Genomic DNA, 17,103 nt, shown 5'->3' with positions numbered 1-17,103 from the left:
GGTGCGTATGGCATTTTCATTGCCCTTGGCCTAGCGGATCGAACATTGGGAATTCGTAGAGTTTGTGGGAGAGATCATGACCGCCGCCGCCCTGCTCGAGAGTGATTTCGCGACTCTGCCAGACCTGATCCGTGCTCATGCCGCCGAGCGCAGCGACAAGCTCGCACTTGCCGAGGCGGGCGGTGAGCTCGACTATGCCGGGCTCGATGCCTTGATGGACCGCATTGCCGCCGCCCTGCAGCGCGACGGCGTCAAACCGGGGGATTCGGTGGCGATCGTCGCCGCCGCCTCGATAGAATATGCCGCCGTGTTCCTTGGCGCGCTGCGTGCCGGCTGTGTCGCGACGCCGCTCGCCCCCTCGGCGACCGGCGAGGCGATTCTTGCGATGATCACCGATTGCGGGGCGCCGATCACCTTCATCGACGCCGATGCCGCGACGACGCTCGTCGGACAGCGTATTCCGGGCAAGCTGGTGCATCTGAAATCGCTCGGCCCCTGGCTCGCACCCGAGGGCGCGGCGCCTGAGCCGGTGGCGATCGCGGCGGAGGACGGCTTCAACATCATCTATTCCTCGGGCACCACCGGCACGCCCAAGGGCATTGTGCAGAGCCATGCGATGCGCTGGGCGCATATCTCGCGCAACGCGGCGGCCGGGTTCAGCGACGCGGTGACGATGGTCGCGACCCCGCTTTATTCGAACACCACCCTGGTCAGCTTCCTGCCGACGCTTGGCTGTGGCGGGACCGCGGTGCTGTTGAAGAAGTTCGATGCGCGCGGCTATCTGCAGCTCGCTGAACGCCATCGCGCGACGCATACCATGCTTGTGCCGGTGCAGTATCAGCGGCTGATGGCGCTACCCGATTTCGACAGTTTCGACCTGTCGAGCTTCCGCTTCAAGACCTGCACCAGCGCACCCTTCTCGCCCGCGCTCAAGGCCGATGTCATCAAGCGCTGGCCCGGCCTGCTGGTCGAATATTACGGCATGACCGAGGGCGGCGCCTCCACTGCGCTGATCGCGACCATGTTCCCGGAAAAGCTCCACACCGTCGGTCAGCCCATGCCTGGCCATGAGATCCGCCTGATCGACGATGACGGCAATGAGGTCGCACCGGGGGAGATGGGTGAAGTGGTCGGCCGGTCGCCGACCATGATGACCGGCTATCATGGCCGCAAGGAAGCGTCGGCGGCGGCCGAATGGTTCGACGCCGAGGGCAATCGCTATATCCGCCACGGCGATGTCGGGCGCTTCGACGAAGACGGTTTTCTGATCCTGATGGACCGCAAGAAAGACCTGATCATCTCGGGCGGGTTCAACATCTATCCGACCGACCTGGAGGCGGTGCTGTCGCAGCATCCGGCGGTCGCCGATTGCAGCGTGATCGGCGTGCCGTCCGAGACGTGGGGCGAGACGCCGGTCGGCTTCTATGTGCCGCACACCGGCGTCGCGGCGAGTGCCGAGGAGATCCGCGAATGGACCAATGCGCAGCTTGGCAAGACGCAGCGCCTGGCCGAATTGCACGCGATCGACGAACTACCGCGCAGCGCGATCGGCAAGGTGCTGAAGCGCGAGTTGCGCGACCGGCTGGCGGTCAGCGCGGCGTGACAGCGCTGGCCGACATCCTCGCCGGCGTCACGCCGGTCGAGGGCGGATTCCGCGTCACGATCCCGGCCGGCTGGCTGCAGGGGCGCACCACCTATGGCGGCCTGTCGAGCGCGCTCGCGTTGCATGCCGCGCAAGGCTGTGAGCCCGATCTGCCGCCGCTGCGATCGGCGCTGATCGCGTTCATCGGCCCCTTGTCGGGCGAGGTCACCGTCACCGCGACGAAGCTGCGCCGCGGGCGTAACGCGGCATTCATCCAGGCGGACATCATATCCGACGCCGGGCTCGGTTACCGCGCGACCTTCGTATTCATGTCGGACCAGGAGTCGCGCATTGAGCTCGAAGGCGGCCTCACCACCGCATTGCGTCCGCCGGGCCTCGACACGAAGCTCTACACCGGGCCGGAGGAGTTCTTTACCGGCAATTTCAACTTCTTCGACCTGAAAGATGAAGTCACAGGTGAAGCGGAATGGCTGCGCTGGGCCCGGCTGCGCGCGCCTGACGCCCTCGATCCGATGGTGCAGGTGATGGCGCTGGCCGACGCCTTGCCGCCCGCCGCATTCAAGCTGCTCGGTAAGACCCCTGCCCCAATCAGCTCGCTGACCTGGATCATCAACTTGCTGACCCCGATGCCAACCACCACCGATGGCTGGTGGCTGCTGTCGGCCAAGTCGGATCATGCCAGCAATGGCTGCTCCAGCCAGATCATGACGATGTGGAACGCTGAAGGCTTGCCGATCGCACAGGGCGCGCAAAGCGTGGCCATCTTCGCCTAACCGTTAGCGGGAGCTTCCCCGTATCCCATCAGACCTGCGCCAGACGACGTTTCTGATCCACGTTTTAGTCGGAACCGCAACACCATTGACGCGCTTCGGTTTGAACCGCGCATTATGCATCGCGACCCGACAGGTATGATCATCCAGCGACGCGAAGCCGCTTGAGACAATCACCCTGCAGGCGGTTGGCATTCCGGTCGCATCGATATCGAGCTCGACCGACACGCTGCCCTCGGCCTGCTCCTTGCGCGCTTCCTTCGGATAGGAATCCTGCGGAAACTAATACCCTTGGTCGGTGCGCGGTTTCAGTGGGGTAACCACCTCCTCCGCCAACGGCGTGGACTGCACCAACGACATGATGATCATCAATGCAAACATGCTGCCCCCAAGCTAGATTGGTGACAGAATTATCGTATCGCGCCTTGTATTCGAGCCACGAGAAACGCGCTGTCTGCGACAATTTGCGACAATTCTCCGCCCCGCTGACACAGCGTCGCGACACCCCCGATGCATTAGGCTGTTCAGGGCGCGGATGATCCCGTCTGACGTTGCGAGGGAATTGTCATGAAGAAGCTGCTGATCGCCGCCGCACTCGCCAGCACGGCGCTGGCCGGCGTCGCCACCGCCAACCCGCCTGGCCAGACCGGGCGGGGCGCGGGCATGATGCGCGCCGATACCGATGGGGACGGCAGCATCTCGCGCGCCGAATATATGGCTCAGGCCGAGGCACGCTTTGCCCGGATGGATGCCAATGGCGACGGCCAGATCGCCGGTGACGAAATGCGGCGCCCCGGGCGCGAGGCGGCCACGGGTGGCGACGCCGCCGCACCAATGACTAAGGCCGCCTATCTGGCCAAGGCCAGTGAGCGTTTCGCGAAAATGGACGCCAATGGCGACGGCAAGATCTCGGCCGACGAGATGCAGGCGAGGCGCGACGCGAGAGGCGCACGGCGCGGCGCCATGAGCGATCAGCCCGGCACCGCATCGAGTGCAGCGACGGGCGGCCCGCGCGGCGATCATCGCGCGAAGATGCTGCAACGCATCGACACCAATGGCGATGGCCGAATCAGCCGCGACGAAATGCGCGTGCAGGACGACAAGCGCTTCGCAAAACTCGACGCCAATGGCGATGGCTTCATCGATCAGGGCGAGATGGAGGCCGGCCGCGACAAGATGAAGGCGGCGCGTGGCAAATGGCGTGGTGCCGGCGACGCGCCGCCAGCGCCCGGCGCGGATGGATCCAAACCAGATACCGATCAATAATCCCCCCATTGATCGGTTGCCGGGCGGGCGGCCTGTCCTCCTCCGTTGCCCGCCCGGCGCTTTCACTTGGGAATTATCATGCTAAGTCCCGAACCGATGGGAGACACGCCGCACCTGCTGCTCGTCGATGACGAGCGCTCGATCCGCGAACCGCTTGCGCAATATCTGACCAAGCAGGGGTTCCGCGTGACCCAGGCAGGCGACGCCGAGGCCGCACGCACGCGCATGACCGCCTATGCCATCGACCTGGTCATTCTCGACATCATGATGCCCGGCGAGGACGGCCTCAGCCTGTGCCGCCACATTCGCGAGACCAGCGACATTCCGGTCATCCTGCTCACCGCGCGCAGCGAGGAGACCGACCGCATCGTTGGGCTCGAGATGGGCGCCGACGATTATGTCGTGAAGCCCTTCTCACCGCGCGAGCTCTCCGCGCGGGTGAAGGTTATCCTGCGGCGCGCCGCTGCCGGCGGCACACGTCAGCACGCTCCCGACAGCGGATCGTTCGCCTTTGCCGGATGGGTGCTGAAATCGGGCGAACGTGCATTGGTCGACCGCGAGGGCGTGTCGGTGCCGCTGTCGACCGGCGAGTATAACCTGCTGCTCGCGCTGGTGACGCGGCCGCGCCAGGTGCTGACCCGCGATCAGCTGCTCGACCTGACTCAGGGTCGCGAGGCCGCCGCGTTCGACCGCGCAATCGACAATCAGGTCAGCCGGTTGCGCCGCAAGATCGAGCTCGATGCGAAGAATCCTGACCTGATCAAGACGGTCTGGGGCGGCGGCTATACGCTGGCGGCCGAAGTCACGCGATTGTGAAGCGGCTCCGGCTTTGGCCGCACAGCCTGTCGGGACAGATTGCGCTGCTCGTCGCGATCGGATTGTTCGTCGCCCAGGCGATCAATTTCGCCTTGCTGCTCGAAGGACGACGCCAGTTGCAGTTGCAACTGGTCATCGGTCCCGCCGTGACCCGCTTCGTTGATGCGAGCGAGCGCCTCAATGCCGGACCCTTGCGCCCCGATGAGCGGTTGCGCGGCGGGGTCCGGCTGATGGCTCAGCCCCCGTCCCCCTCCACCGGTCCGCCAGTGAGCGATGTCGAAAGCAACATGAAGGAGGCGCTGACCGAGGCCGGCTTTCACTTCCGCAGCCTCACCACCAGCGTCCGGCCAGTCGACCCGAACGATCCGCATCTCGACCGGTTCGGGCCGCGCCGTGCCGGCCGTTTCGCGCGGATGGGCGGCGAACTGATCATTGCGGCGGAGCAGCCGGGCCGCGGCTGGCTGGTGCTCAACACGCCCTGGAAGCGCAGCGAAGCGCCGCTGTTCTGGTCGCTGATCGCCCAGACCCTGATCCTGTACGGCATCGTCCTGTTGCCGGTGCTGTGGATCGGGCGGCGCATCTCGCGCCCGCTGCGCTCGCTGGCGGCGGCGGCACGAACCTTCAAGCCAGGCGAGGCCGATGTGCCGATCGAACCGCGCGGGCCGCAGGATGTGCGCGACGTGATCGCCGCGTTCAACGCGCTCAGGCTGCGCGTTACCGCCATGCTCGATGAGAAAGACCGCATGCTCGGCGCGATCGGGCACGACCTGCGCACGCCGCTCGCCGCCCTGCGCGTGCGGATCGAATCGGTTGAGGACGATACCGATCGCAACAAGATGGCCGATACGATCGAGGAGATGAACCGCACGCTCGACGACATCCTCTCGCTGGCACGGCTCGGTCGTCCGTCGGAGCCGCCGACCGAAGTCGACCTCGCCGCGCTGGTCGATGCGGTGGTCGAGGATTTCCGCGACCTCGACCACGACGTGACCTTCGCGGAGATGCCGCGGCTGCAGATGCGGCTGCGCCCGTCGCTGATGCGCCGCGCGGTACGCAATCTGATCGAGAATGCGGTCAAATACGGTGTTCGCGCCGAGGTCAGTGTGATCAGCAGCGCGCATGAGGTGCGCATCGTCGTAGCCGACAAGGGGCCGGGCATTCCCGAGGATCGGCTGTCCGACGTATTCGATCCGTTCACGCGACTGGAAACATCGCGCAACAAGGAGACCGGCGGGATCGGCCTCGGCCTGGCGCTGGCCTGTGCGATCGTGCGCGATGCCGGCGGCGATATCCGGCTGGAGAACCGGCCCGAGGGCGGGCTCAACGCGATCATCGTGTTGCCGCGCTGATGGTGGCGCTCACCCTTCCCTGGTGGCGCGGTGCAGTGGTCTACCAGGTCTATCCGCGCAGTTTTGCTGACAGCAATGGCGACGGCATCGGCGACCTGCCCGGCATTACCCGGCATCTCGACCATGTCGCGTCGCTCGGTGTGGATGCGGTGTGGCTATCACCCTTCTTCACCTCGCCAATGGCCGATTTCGGTTATGACGTGTCGGACTATTGCGATGTCGACCCGGTGTTCGGGACGCTCGCCGATTTCGATGCGCTTGTCGCCCGGGCGCATGCACTGGGGCTGAAGGTCATCATCGATCAGGTCTATGCGCATAGCTCGAACCGGCATCCCTGGTTTCTCGAAAGCCGCTCCGATCGCAGCAACGCCCGTGCCGACTGGTATGTCTGGGCAGACGCGAAAGCCGACGGATCGCCGCCGAACAACTGGCAATCGGTATTCGGCGGCCCGGCCTGGACCTGGAACGCGCGGCGCGGGCAATATTACATGCATAATTTCCTGAGCGAGCAGCCGCAGCTCAATCAGCATAATCCGGCGGTGCAGGATGCGACGCTGGAGATCGCAAAATTCTGGCTCGATCGCGGCGTTGACGGCTTCCGCATCGATGCGATCAACTTCGCGCTGCACGACCCGGCACTGACCGATAATCCGCCGGCCCCCGACACCGGCCCACGCACGCGCCCGTTCGATTACCAACAGCACCTCCACAATCAGAGCCAGCCGGGCATCCCCCTACTGCTTGAACGGCTCCGCACGCTGATCGACACTTATGACGGCGATCGCTTCACCGTGGCGGAGGTGGCCGGTCCTGCACCCGAGGCGGAGATGCATGCCTTCACGGCGGGTGATCGGCGGTTGAGCAGCGCCTATGGCTTCAACTTCCTCTACGCCCCTGCCCTGACCCCGGCGCTAGTGCGCGATGCGCTCGCCGAATGGCCCGATACGCCTGGCATGGGCTGGCCGAGCTGGGCGTTCGAGAATCATGACGCACCCCGCGCCGTATCGCGCTGGGCACCGCCGGAACATCAGGCGGCATTCGCGCGGATGAAAATCACGCTGCTGCTGTGCCTGCGCGGCAATGTCTTTCTCTATCAGGGTGAGGAGCTCGGCCTGACTCAGGTCGAGACCGCGTTCGAGGATCTGCGCGATCCCGAGGCAATCGCCAACTGGCCGCTGACCCTGTCACGCGACGGCGTACGCACCCCCATGCCGTGGCGCGCGAGCGCACCGCATGCCGGTTTCTCCGACGCAAAACCATGGCTACCGCTCGGCCCCGATCACGAGGCACTGGCGGTCGACCGGCAGGAGAGCGACCCGCTCTCGCTGCTTCACGTCACGCGCAGGCTGATTGCGCTACGTCATGCCCATGCAGCGCTGATGGCGGGCACGCTGACCATCATCGAGGCATCGGACACAGTCCTCGCCTTCGAACGTGCGACGGCGGATCAGCGCCTGCTCTGCCTGTTCAACCTTTCGGCTGACCCGATCGACTGGCGGCCCCCGGCACCGGAGGTGTGGTGCAAGATTGACGGCGTGGGGCAAGCCAAAGGCTGGCGCCTCGGCGGCTTCGCGGCGATGATCGCGGAACGGACCGTGTAAAAGCGGAAGCTATCGGGCGATCGCGCCCGGGCAGGACGGCGGCCATGCTTCTCGCCCATGAATATGCCAGACGAAGAACTCCCCGCTGCGCTGCCCCTTCAGGTCACGCGCGAACATCAGCGAGTTGCCGCTGGGCGAGAACAGCGCCCCGATCTCCGAGCCGGTGGCGTTGATCGCCGCGCCGAGCTTGACCCGCTTCGACCATCCGGTTCGCGTCGCATGGCTGAGATACAAGCCATCGCTCGCCATCAGGATCATCGAGCGGCCATCAGGTGCCGGCAATGCTTCATATTCATCGCCCGGCCCGTTGAGCGCCGGCCCGGCATTCTCCACTATCCAGCGCGCGCCGTTGCGGCGTGCGCGCCAGATATCGGTCTTGCCCAGGCCACCGGAACGATCGGACCCGAAATAGAGCCAGCCGTCCTTGCCGATGCGCGGAAACCATTCATTGCCGGTCGAATTGATCGGCGCCGGCAGGCGCTTGGGCACGCCCCAACGCCCCAACGCCCCAACGCCCTTGCGCATCGCGACCGACACGCCAGACATCAAGGTCCTTGCGACGCACGCCATCAGTCGAGCGGGTCGAGATGAACCATAGCCCGCGCCCGCCACGCTCGAACCAGGGATCGGCCTCGACCCCGTCGCCGACAAAGGGCGCATCGACCGGCGGCCTCCAGCCCATCGGCGAGCAGCGGCTCGTCAGGATGCGCCAGCCGGAGAAATCCGGCGCACTGCGCACGAAGAACAGGGCGCCGGTCACCGGATCGACAGCGGCATGAGATTCGAACAGATCCGATGCGATTCCCATGGGCGTCCACGGCACCACATCATCACGCGAAGCCGCTGGGTGACTGATCAGCACGCCGGCCAGGAGCAAGAAGCGAAACGGACTCACCCCGCCGGTATATGCGCTGTCCGAAAGGCGTGAAAGCCCGCAGCAATGCAGCCCGCCAGCCGCTTCGCGATCGCCCCGGTCGGGTCGAGTTCCGGATCGAAGATCGCGATATCCGCGCCCGCCAGCCTGTCTGATGCGAGCAGCGTCCGGATCAAACTACTGAGCTGATCGAATGTCATACCCGGCCTGCCGGGCGAGTCTACCGCTGGCATAATCGACTGATCGAGCACATCGACATCGACATGCAGCCAGATGCGCCCGGTCGATCTGGCCAGCGCCTGAGCGCTTGCCTCCGCCGGCCCACCGCGCAGGAAAGATTCGATCGTGATCTTATGGATCGGCGAAGTCCGGTAGTCCGGGAAGGAATAATCCGGAACATCGCTCTCGCGCTCTCCGATCTGCACGACCTGCAGGTCATCGACCAGCGGCATCGCCGGCTCCCCCCACCGCGCCAGCAGGGCTTCGCCCCGCCCGGTTGCCAGCGCAAGGTCCATCCCCGCCGCCGACCCGGGCGCTGTTCCGTCATAATTTCCCGGATGATAGAAATCGGCATGGCCATCGACATGGATCAGACCGCACGGTCCGCTCCGCTTCGCCCCGGCAAGACAGCCGAGCAGGATGCTACAATCGCCGCCGATCACCAGCGGGAACAGGCCATCGCCGAGTGTAGCCGCGACGGTATCGCCGATCTGCTCACAATAGGCGCGCAGGCGAGTGCCGTTGCGGATCGTCGATGCCGGATCACGCGTAAACCGATAGATGGGATGTGGCAGGACCACATGCCGCCGCGGCCGCAGCTCTTCGCCGAGCCCGGCCCGCATCAAGACGGCGGGCGCGCGCCAGCAACCGGGTTCGTGCCCCGACGTGAGCGGTCGCAATCCGAGACTGGTCGGCGCCTCGATCAGCGCGATGCCTGCGGGGGTGGGCGAGCGGGCAGGTAATGTCGATCCAGGCATAAGCGCGCTCACCATCATGCCGCTAAGAAGCGAGCGGCGCGTCACACCGGGGTTGAACGGCAAGGATATCATCGCCCGACTCTAACCGGAACGCCCGCGCGTCGATAACGATCAATAGCGACATTCATGATGAGCATGGCTAATGCTAGAGGATGCCGCCCCGCCTCCCGCCGCTTGACTCGCTGCGCGCGCTCGACGCCTGTGTCCGGCATCTGAATTTCACGCGCGCCGCGGCGGAACTCGGCATCACCCAGGGCGCGGTCAGCCTGCGGATCCGCAACCTAGAACGCGAGATCGGCCAGCCGCTGTTCGTGCGCTATGGTCCACAGGTTCGCCCGACCGAAGTTGGCATCAGGCTGGCATCGAACATGGCCGACATTCTCGCGCGCATCCGCATCGCGGTGGATGCGGTGCGCGATCCCGAAAAAAGGCCGCTGCTGGTCAGCACCACCCCGACCTTCGCCAGTTTCCTGACGCCGTTTCTGGCCGGGTATCGCGGACAGGCTGGCGAAAGGCCGATCCGCCTTGACGTGACGCAATCCATGCGGGCAATCGAGCCTGGGCTCTGCGATATCGCAATCCGCAGCGGCCCCGGTGGATGGCCGGGGCTGGCGCAGGAATGCCTGCTCAGGCTGAACCGTACGCCGATGCTCTCCCCTGCACTTGCGCGAAAGATTGGCTGTGACCATCCCACCAATCTGCTCCGGGGTCCGCTGATCACCGATCGCGGCTGGGAAACCTGGTTCCGTGACATAGGTGTAGACCCGGCCGGCATGATGACCGGCACCACCGAATACCCGACTCAGGACCTGCTGGCGCAAGCAGCGGTTGCGGGAGAAGGTGTGGCGCTGCTGACCCCTGCGCTGTTCAAGTCGCTGCTCGCGAGCGGCGCGTTGATCCAGCCCTTTTCTCATATGCTGGACGACGGCATGAGCTATTTCGTCGTTTACCGCGCGGTGGAGGGGCGCCCCGCCTTTATCGACTGGCTGATCGCGCTCTGCGCGCGAACCTGAACCACACCGGCGGCATCGCGGTGTTCCAGATCAGGCGGCGTCAGCGTGGCGGCGCTGAAAAGCCTCGCCCCAATCGCGCAGGCTGAGCAGGATCGGCTCAAGCGTACGGCCCAGCGCAGTCAGTTCATATTCCACCTTGGGCGGGACTTCGGGATAGACGATCCGCCGGATGATGCCATCGGCTTCCAGCTCGCGCAGCTGCAGCGTGATCATGCGCGCGGTTGCGTTCGGAGTCAGCCGGCACAAGGCATTGAAACGCACCTTTCCCGGCAACAAGTGAAAGACCAGCACCGGTTTCCAGATGCCACCCAGCACGCTCATCGTCGCCTCGACCGCGCAGCCGGTACGCCCGGCACGACGGCGCAGATTGGAGGTAGTATCATTCATGATAGTACATGCTCTTTTCGTACGTACTGATGCTATCGACCCTGGCGCACTACGTCCAGCCTCACTTCAACAGCTGAGGATTACCCATGCGCGCTTATCGACTGACCGACACCGACACACCGCTCTTGCTTGTCGAACAACCCGACCCCCTGCCCGGCGCCGGTGAGGTGGTCGTCGATCTCAAGGCAGCGACGCTCAACTATCGTGACACGATCGTACGCCAAGGGCGTTACGGCGGCACGCAACGGGCCGACCTGATCCCGCTATCGGACGGCGCAGGCGTGATTTCGGCGATCGGCGAAGGCGTGACTGACCGCCGCATCGGCGAACGCGTTGCGATCGGTTTCATGCCGAACTGGACCGATGGCGCGTTCACCGCCGCGAAGCAGGCCGGAGCGCTGGGCGGCGGCTTTGTCGATGGCGTACTGGCCGAACGGATCGCGGTTCCCGCCGGTGGCGTGGTGCCCTTCCCCGACACCTGGTCGTTCGAGGAAGCGGCCGCCTATCCTTGCGCCGGCGTCACCGCCTGGGCGTGCCTGTTCGGCGGTGGCGGCATCCGGCCGGGCAGTACTGTGCTCGTTGAAGGAACCGGCGGCGTCTCGACCTTCGCGCTGCAACTGGCCAAGGCGGCCGGCGCACGTGTGATCGCTACCTCCAGCTCGGATGCCAAGCTCGAGCGCGCCCACGCACTTGGAGCCGACGAGTTGATCAACTACCGCACCACGCCTGAATGGGGCATTCGTGCAGCGGAGATCGCCGGTAGCGCGGGTGTGGACTTCGTGCTGGATGTTGGCGGGCCAGGCACACTCGATCAGGCGCTCGCCGCGGTGCGCTATGGCGGCGAGGTAGCGCTGGTCGGCGTGCTGACCGGCTTTGGCGGCTCGGTGAATACCGGCGCGATCCTGATGAAGGCGGTCGCGGTGCGCGGCGTCTACGTCGGTGCCGTCGCCGATCTGCGCGCGGCGATCGCATCGGGCATCCGCCCTGTTATTGATGAGGTGTTTGCGTTCGACCAGGCCGATGCGGCCTTTGCCCATCTGCGCGGCGCGGGTCATCAGGGCAAGATTGCGATTAGGATCGCCTGACGGCCGGGACGGCGGCGTCGACTCCGGGCGCCGCCGATGTCGTCGAGGAAATCGTCTTATGATGTCAGGACCGCCATGAACTGAGGGCGTGTCCCAAAAAGGATGGTGCGGGCGGTCGGAATCGAACCGACACTCCTTTCGGAACCGGATTTTGAGTCCGGCGCGTCTACCAGTTCCACCACGCCCGCAACGCGCGGTTGCCTATACCAGCTTTTCCCGCCCGGCAAGCCGCCGGGCGGGAGCCGCATAAGTTTAGGAGAAAGTTTCGGCAAGTTGCTCGGCGCTGTCGCCCTTCGGATCGTCGCCGAAGCGGTTGGGGCCGTTGGTGCCGTTGGTGCACATCCAGACCAACAGCAGGATCCCGGCAAGAAGACCGAGCAGCATCGCGATGCCGCCAACCAGCAGCAGTGCGCCACCGCCGCCAAAGGCGCCACCAAGCAGCAGCGTAAAGCCGATAAGATACGGCACGAATACCGCCAGGATCCACCAGCCGCTACGATTGACATCGTGCAACCGCCGTACGCTGACAGCAAGGCCGGGAATGAACGTCGCAAGCGTAAAGATGTTGGTGAGAATTCCACCCGAAGTGAAGGCGCTTAAGCCGGCACTCCCGGCGCCAGCCGGCGCCGTCGAGAATGCGCTACGCCCACCAAGGCCTAGCAACGAGTCGAGAATCATCAACACAATGCTAACGATGATGAGGAACAATATCCACATCCAGTATTCCTTGCGCCGCGAACGACCGCTGAACTGGAAATATTTCTTCAGGGGCAGAATCATCCATTCCATGTCGTCTCTCCTCTGTGTGTCTGACTCAATAAGATGATGGAAAGGTCGCGCACTCTTAATCCTGCCCGTGCGGCATGGGTCCGACGCCGACCAAAATGGAGGCCATAAGGCTCAGGTAGAGCAAGAAGAACCTCGGTACGAAGACCCGATCTTCCGAGCGGCGCAAGCGCAACTGAAATCCGCATAATGCTTCGGCGGCAAGAACACTTTACCCATGCAGCCCCCTGCGACTCCCGTACTTCCCGGCACGGAATGGTCAGCGTAACGCATTGCGGGCAGTTCGCAAGACAGCGGTGCAGACGCGGACATCGCCGCAAGTCGATGATCGCCATAGGATGCACTGGTGCGCAGACGAGTAGAAAGATGCCACAAAGTCGCCACACTTGCCGGGAAACCAACGCCGTTTCGCCGGTTGATGGCCGCCATTATTGCAGGTTCGTTTGCGTTCGCGCTGATCCAATTGCTGTTCGGTGTGCTGTGGGCGCCGGTTGGAGTGCGACATTCGCCAGTACCGTAGCACTTGCCGTGGTGGCCGCTGCCGCAGCCGTCTCGACTAACCCCGCCATGGCGATTGTTTACGGCTTTGTCTCTGCCATATGGCTGCTCCTGGGGGCCGTGGCGGTACTGATCGGAGCTCTTGCAGCAGGTCTGGGCTGATCCCAGCAGGGAATGGAAAGTGGTCGCTTCAGCTCCGCGGCGCCTGCCGCCGATAGCTCAGAGCCTCCGCCACATGGATCCGCCCTACCCCCTCGCTCCCGGCCAGATCGGCAATGGTCCGCGCCACGCGCAGGATGCGGGTGTAGCCGCGCGCCGACAGGCGCATCGCCTCAGAGGCCTGCGCAAGCAACTTGCGGCCGGGCTCGTCAGGGGTGGCGACCTGTTCCAGGAGCGTGCCGTCAATCTCGGCATTGGTCCGCGCCGGATGGTCAGCATATCGTACTGCCTGCACCACCCGCGCCGCGGCGACGCGGGTGCGGACCTCGGCCGACCCCTCCGCCGGCGGTGGCAATACAAGGTCGGCGGCGCTGACCGCCTGGACATCGACATGCAGGTCAATGCGGTCGAGCAGTGGCCCGGACACTTTGGCCTGGTAATCCGCCGCGCATCGCGGTGCGCGTGAACAGGCAAGCGCGGCATCGCCAAGATGACCACAACGGCACGGATTCATCGCCGCGACCAGTTGGACCCGCGCTGGAAAAGTGACATGAGCATTGGCACGCGCCACGCTGACCGTGCCGGTTTCCAGCGGCTGCCGCAGCGAATCGAGCACCGCGCGCTGGAATTCCGGCAGTTCGTCGAGGAACAGCACGCCGAGATGCGCCAGGCTGACTTCGCCCGGCTTCACCTTCAGGCCGCCACCGACCAGGGCCGCCATCGATGCCGAATGATGCGGCGCGCGAAACGGGCGAGTGCGGGTCAGCCGACCACCGTTCAGCGTCCCAGCGACCGATCCCACCATCGATACTTCCAGCGCCTCGGCCGGGTCAAGCGGCGGGAGGATGCCGGGCAGACAGGCCGCCATCAGCGACTTGCCCGCGCCAGGTGGCCCGACCATCAGCAGGTTGTGCCCGCCCGCCGCCGCGATCTCCAGCGCGCGTTTGGCGGTCTCCTGCCCTTTCACCTGCGCTAGGTCAGGGCCGTGCACCGCCTCTTCGGCCTCACCCGGTTCGGGCGAAGATAAAAGACCGTGCCCCTTGAAATGATTGAGCAGCGACAGGATGTCGGGCGCCGCAATCACCTGGATCGATCCGGCCCAGGCGGCTTCCGCCCCTTGCGATGCGGGGCAGATCAGGCCCTTGCCGATTTCCGACGCATGCAAAGCCGCGAGCAGCACGCCAGGCGACGGCGCGATCCGCGCGTCGAGCCCGAGTTCGCCGACCACCACATAATCCGCCAGCGTCTCGGCATCGACCACGCCCATTGCGCCGAGCAGGGCCAGCGCGACGGCAAGGTCGAAATGCGAGCCTTCCTTGGGCAGGTCGGCGGGCGATAGATTGGCGACGATTCGCTTGGGCGGTAGCGACAAGCCCATCGCCGCAATCGCACCGCGCACCCGTTCGCGGCTTTCCGCCACCGCCTTGTCGGCGAGCCCGACGATATTGAAGGCGGGGAGGCCCGGAATGAGCTGCACCTGCACCTCGACCGCGCGCGCCTCGAGCCCCAGATACGCCACCGTCGATACGACCGAAACCATTCGCCTCTCCCCGCTGGAATCCCATTGGTAGCCGGTTTATGGCGCAGCGGAATAGGGCATACCGCCTATGCAATTGGGCCGGATACGGGATCCGTCGATCGGTTCCGTCTTCAGTCTTTGATGCCGAGCGTGTGGAGACCAAATGCCGGTACCCGATATGAGAGCAGAGGCCATTCTTTATCGGCTCGACCGGGTCGAGGTCGATGGCACCACCATCTGCCACAACACCGAATTGGCGCGCGGCCCGATCATGATCCTGGCACGCAGCCTGCGCTTTCGCGATGCGGCGGAACGGGGAGCATTGTGGATCAAATGCGCCGGTGAGCGCCTGGGCGTCGAGGATGTCGAAGCGCTGGTCCAGAGCTGGTTCGCGAGCCACCGCATGTCGGTCCTCGATTGAGTATCCCACTCGCGCCCTACTTCCTGTCATAGTTCATTTGAATCCGGCCGACAAAGGTGGGATTGCACCCATACGACTCACACCAGGGCGACCATGATGCGACTTCTTGTCGTCGAGGATGACGAACGCGCGGCAAAGCAGCTCGTCGCCGATCTCGCGGAATTAGGGCACGACACCGTCGTTGCGCCGGACGGGCGCGCCGCGCTGGCCATTGCGACGGACGACAAGGTCGATGCGATCCTGCTCGATGTGATGCTACCCTATGTCGACGGGGTGGCGGTCGCCAGATTGTTGCGCGAACGCCGGCTCGACATGCCGATCATCATGCTGACTGCGCTGGGCGATCTCGACCAGCGACTGGTCGGGCTCGACGCCGGCGCGGACGATTATCTGGTCAAGCCGGCAGCGGCGGTGGAAATCGATGCGCGGTTGCGGGCGATCGCGCGGCGCGCCGCGCGTGCGAATGAATCCGGCATCATGACCGCCGGGGATATCGAGGTAAACGAGGTCAAATATCGCGCCACCCGCGCCGGCCGCGTGCTTAAACTACAGAAGCTGGAATTCCAGGTGCTGTGCGAACTGGTGCGCAACACGAACAGCATCGTCACGCGTCAGATGCTGTACCAGAATGTCTGGAAATATGATTTCGAGCCGACCACCAACATCGCCGAATCCTATATCCGACGGCTGCGCGCACAGATCAATTTGCCCGGCGAGCGCGATCCGATCCAGACCATCCGCGGTGTTGGTTATCGGTTGAGCGATCAGGGCTGAGGTGCGCCGCCCCAGGATCAGGCCCAGATCCCTGCGTGCGATCCTCGCGATTTTTGTTGCGCTGTTCCTGATCGCCCTGACCGCCGTCCGGGCGGCCAGTTACACCGTCGTCCACAATGCGCTGGAATGGGAAGTCGATCGACGTCTGGCAGGCGAGGCGTCGACGATCGCCGGCGCGGGAGACGATATGGCGGCGATGGCCGCGCGCATCATCGCCGCTCAGAGCAACCACGACACCGCCGATCTCTTCTATCTGCTCACCGACAAGGCGGGGCAGCGTCTGGCAGGAACGCTTCGGCCGCACCGGCTCCTGCCGACCGGCTATTCGAACTTCGGCGAAGAAGCGCAGATCGATGGTGTCGCCCATGGCCGCGCGTTGGTCCGGCGCCTGACCAATGGCGGTACGCTGGTGGTGGTCTCGGACAATGACGAGGAGGTCGCATTCGACCGGCTACTCGCCAACACGCTGTTGATCGGGCTGGGCATCACGGCACTGATCGTGCTCGGCGGCGCGGTCGGTATAGCACTGGCGATCGGCGGACGGATGCGTGCGATGCAGCACACCGTCGGCGCGGTAATCGCCGGCGACCTGCGCAGCCGGATCCCGCTCGACGGATCGCGCAGCGAATTCGATCGTCAGGCCGAAGCCTTTAACCGCATGCTCGACCGGATCGACGCGCTGATGGCGAACATCAAGCACGCCGCGCGCGACGTGACGCATGAACTGAAGAGTCCCCTCGCCCGGCTGCGCGGCCAGATCGCGGCAATGGCGCGGCATGCCGACGGCAATCCGCTGCAAGGCGAGATCGACGACGCGCTGGCACAGACCGACCAGCTGCTTGACCTCTTCTCCAGCCTGTTGCGACTGTGGGAGATTGAGGGCGGGCATCGCCGCGAGCGTTTCGCCCCGTTCGACCTCGGCGCGCTGGCGGCGGAAGTGGGTGAATCATTGCAGGTCGTGGCCGAAGACGCCGAGCGCAGCCTGACCATCGGCACTCTCCCAGCGACGATGATCCGAGGCGACATCAACCTGTTGCGTCAGATGCTGGTCAATCTGGTCGAAAATGCCATCCGCCACACGCCGCCGGGGACACGGATCGACCTGGCACTGGAAAGGACCGCTCACGCAGTGCAAGTGATCGTTGCCGATAACGGGCCGGGCATTCCAGCCGACCGGCACGAGGCCGTGATCCGACACTTCGGGC

Annotated in this window: 17 protein-coding genes, 1 tRNA gene and 1 pseudogene; 11 read left to right on the top strand and 8 right to left on the bottom strand. The window is 64.8% G+C overall.

The window, feature by feature from the left end; genetic code table 11:
• Positions 1-76 precede the first annotated feature (76 nt).
• Together ACRECS_RS21425 and ACRECS_RS21420 are read left to right on the top strand one after the other, a co-directional pair.
• On the top strand, positions 77-1,603 hold the full coding sequence (locus tag ACRECS_RS21425; RefSeq protein ID WP_431584991.1) for a class I adenylate-forming enzyme family protein: 1,527 nt from the start codon (positions 77-79) through the stop codon (positions 1,601-1,603).
• A complete protein-coding gene (locus tag ACRECS_RS21420; RefSeq protein ID WP_431584990.1) occupies positions 1,600-2,376 on the top strand; it encodes a thioesterase family protein in 777 nt (258 codons plus the stop codon). Before ACRECS_RS21425 ends, ACRECS_RS21420 begins: the two co-directional genes overlap by 4 nt.
• Positions 2,377-2,379: 3 nt before the next feature.
• On the opposite strand, the pseudogene ACRECS_RS21415 reads toward ACRECS_RS21420, so the two are convergent.
• Positions 2,380-2,637 (bottom strand): annotated as a pseudogene (locus ACRECS_RS21415) (energy transducer TonB); the annotation flags it as partial.
• Between the two features lie 303 nt (positions 2,638-2,940).
• Here ACRECS_RS21415 and ACRECS_RS21410 point away from each other — a divergent pair.
• From ACRECS_RS21410 to ACRECS_RS21395, 4 genes are all read left to right on the top strand, one after another.
• Positions 2,941-3,639 (top strand): EF-hand domain-containing protein, encoded by a 699-nt coding sequence (locus ACRECS_RS21410; protein ID WP_431584989.1) that lies wholly within the window; start codon positions 2,941-2,943, stop codon positions 3,637-3,639.
• Between the two features lie 96 nt (positions 3,640-3,735).
• Complete coding sequence (locus ACRECS_RS21405) at positions 3,736-4,455, top strand: response regulator (RefSeq protein WP_431585018.1); 720 nt, start codon at positions 3,736-3,738, stop codon at positions 4,453-4,455.
• On the top strand, positions 4,452-5,804 hold the full coding sequence (locus ACRECS_RS21400; protein ID WP_431584988.1) for a HAMP domain-containing sensor histidine kinase: 1,353 nt from the start codon (positions 4,452-4,454) through the stop codon (positions 5,802-5,804). The genes ACRECS_RS21405 and ACRECS_RS21400 overlap by 4 nt, the downstream gene beginning before the upstream one ends.
• A complete protein-coding gene (locus tag ACRECS_RS21395) occupies positions 5,804-7,405 on the top strand; it encodes an alpha-glucosidase (protein ID WP_431584987.1) in 1,602 nt (533 codons plus the stop codon). The genes ACRECS_RS21400 and ACRECS_RS21395 overlap by 1 nt, the downstream gene beginning before the upstream one ends.
• Before the next feature lie 9 nt (positions 7,406-7,414).
• On the opposite strand, the gene ACRECS_RS21390 is transcribed toward ACRECS_RS21395, so the two are convergent.
• From ACRECS_RS21390 to ACRECS_RS21380, 3 genes are all read right to left on the bottom strand, one after another.
• Positions 7,415-7,894, bottom strand: coding sequence for a TolB family protein (locus ACRECS_RS21390; protein ID WP_431584986.1), 480 nt, complete (start codon positions 7,892-7,894; stop codon positions 7,415-7,417).
• Positions 7,851-8,213, bottom strand: coding sequence for a hypothetical protein (locus tag ACRECS_RS21385; RefSeq protein ID WP_431584985.1), 363 nt, complete (start codon positions 8,211-8,213; stop codon positions 7,851-7,853). Before ACRECS_RS21385 ends, ACRECS_RS21390 begins: the two co-directional genes overlap by 44 nt.
• An 83-nt stretch (positions 8,214-8,296) precedes the next feature.
• Entirely contained in the window at positions 8,297-9,328 is a 1,032-nt protein-coding gene (locus ACRECS_RS21380; RefSeq protein WP_431584984.1) for an arginase family protein, read from the bottom strand.
• 80 nt (positions 9,329-9,408) lie between these two features.
• On the opposite strand from ACRECS_RS21380, the gene ACRECS_RS21375 reads away from it, so the two are divergent.
• On the top strand, positions 9,409-10,269 hold the full coding sequence (locus ACRECS_RS21375; RefSeq protein WP_431584983.1) for a LysR family transcriptional regulator: 861 nt from the start codon (positions 9,409-9,411) through the stop codon (positions 10,267-10,269).
• A gap of 30 nt (positions 10,270-10,299) precedes the next feature.
• Here the strand turns inward: ACRECS_RS21375 and ACRECS_RS21370 are convergent, their stop codons facing one another.
• Positions 10,300-10,656: a winged helix-turn-helix transcriptional regulator gene (locus tag ACRECS_RS21370; RefSeq protein ID WP_431584982.1), complete on the bottom strand. Its 357-nt coding sequence runs from the start codon at positions 10,654-10,656 to the stop codon at positions 10,300-10,302.
• 86 nt (positions 10,657-10,742) lie between these two features.
• On the opposite strand from ACRECS_RS21370, the gene ACRECS_RS21365 reads away from it, so the two are divergent.
• Positions 10,743-11,741 (top strand): zinc-dependent alcohol dehydrogenase family protein, encoded by a 999-nt coding sequence (locus tag ACRECS_RS21365; protein ID WP_431584981.1) that lies wholly within the window; start codon positions 10,743-10,745, stop codon positions 11,739-11,741.
• Positions 11,742-11,844: 103 nt separating this feature from the next.
• On the opposite strand, the gene ACRECS_RS21360 is transcribed toward ACRECS_RS21365, so the two are convergent.
• From ACRECS_RS21360 to ACRECS_RS21350, 3 genes are all read right to left on the bottom strand, one after another.
• Positions 11,845-11,929: transfer RNA gene (locus ACRECS_RS21360), tRNA-Leu, on the bottom strand.
• A 64-nt stretch (positions 11,930-11,993) separates the two neighbouring features.
• Complete coding sequence (locus ACRECS_RS21355; protein WP_431584980.1) at positions 11,994-12,530, bottom strand: DUF805 domain-containing protein; 537 nt, start codon at positions 12,528-12,530, stop codon at positions 11,994-11,996.
• 685 nt (positions 12,531-13,215) lie between these two features.
• Positions 13,216-14,724, bottom strand: coding sequence for a YifB family Mg chelatase-like AAA ATPase (locus ACRECS_RS21350; protein ID WP_431584979.1), 1,509 nt, complete (start codon positions 14,722-14,724; stop codon positions 13,216-13,218).
• 142 nt (positions 14,725-14,866) lie between these two features.
• On the opposite strand from ACRECS_RS21350, the gene ACRECS_RS21345 reads away from it, so the two are divergent.
• From ACRECS_RS21345 to ACRECS_RS21335, 3 genes are all read left to right on the top strand, one after another.
• Entirely contained in the window at positions 14,867-15,124 is a 258-nt protein-coding gene (locus tag ACRECS_RS21345) for a hypothetical protein (protein WP_431584978.1), read from the top strand.
• A gap of 96 nt (positions 15,125-15,220) precedes the next feature.
• On the top strand, positions 15,221-15,898 hold the full coding sequence (locus tag ACRECS_RS21340) for a response regulator transcription factor (protein ID WP_431584977.1): 678 nt from the start codon (positions 15,221-15,223) through the stop codon (positions 15,896-15,898).
• Position 15,899: 1 nt separating this feature from the next.
• On the top strand, positions 15,900-17,103 hold a 1,204-nt coding region (locus ACRECS_RS21335; RefSeq protein WP_431584976.1), incomplete at its 3' end, for an ATP-binding protein.

The sequence above is a fragment of the Sphingomonas sp. genome (genome assembly GCF_050725575.1).
Lineage (GTDB): Bacteria > Pseudomonadota > Alphaproteobacteria > Sphingomonadales > Sphingomonadaceae > Sphingomonas.
The sequence above is the reverse complement of the archived record's forward strand: the minus strand, read 5'-3'. Positions and strand labels throughout refer to the sequence as shown.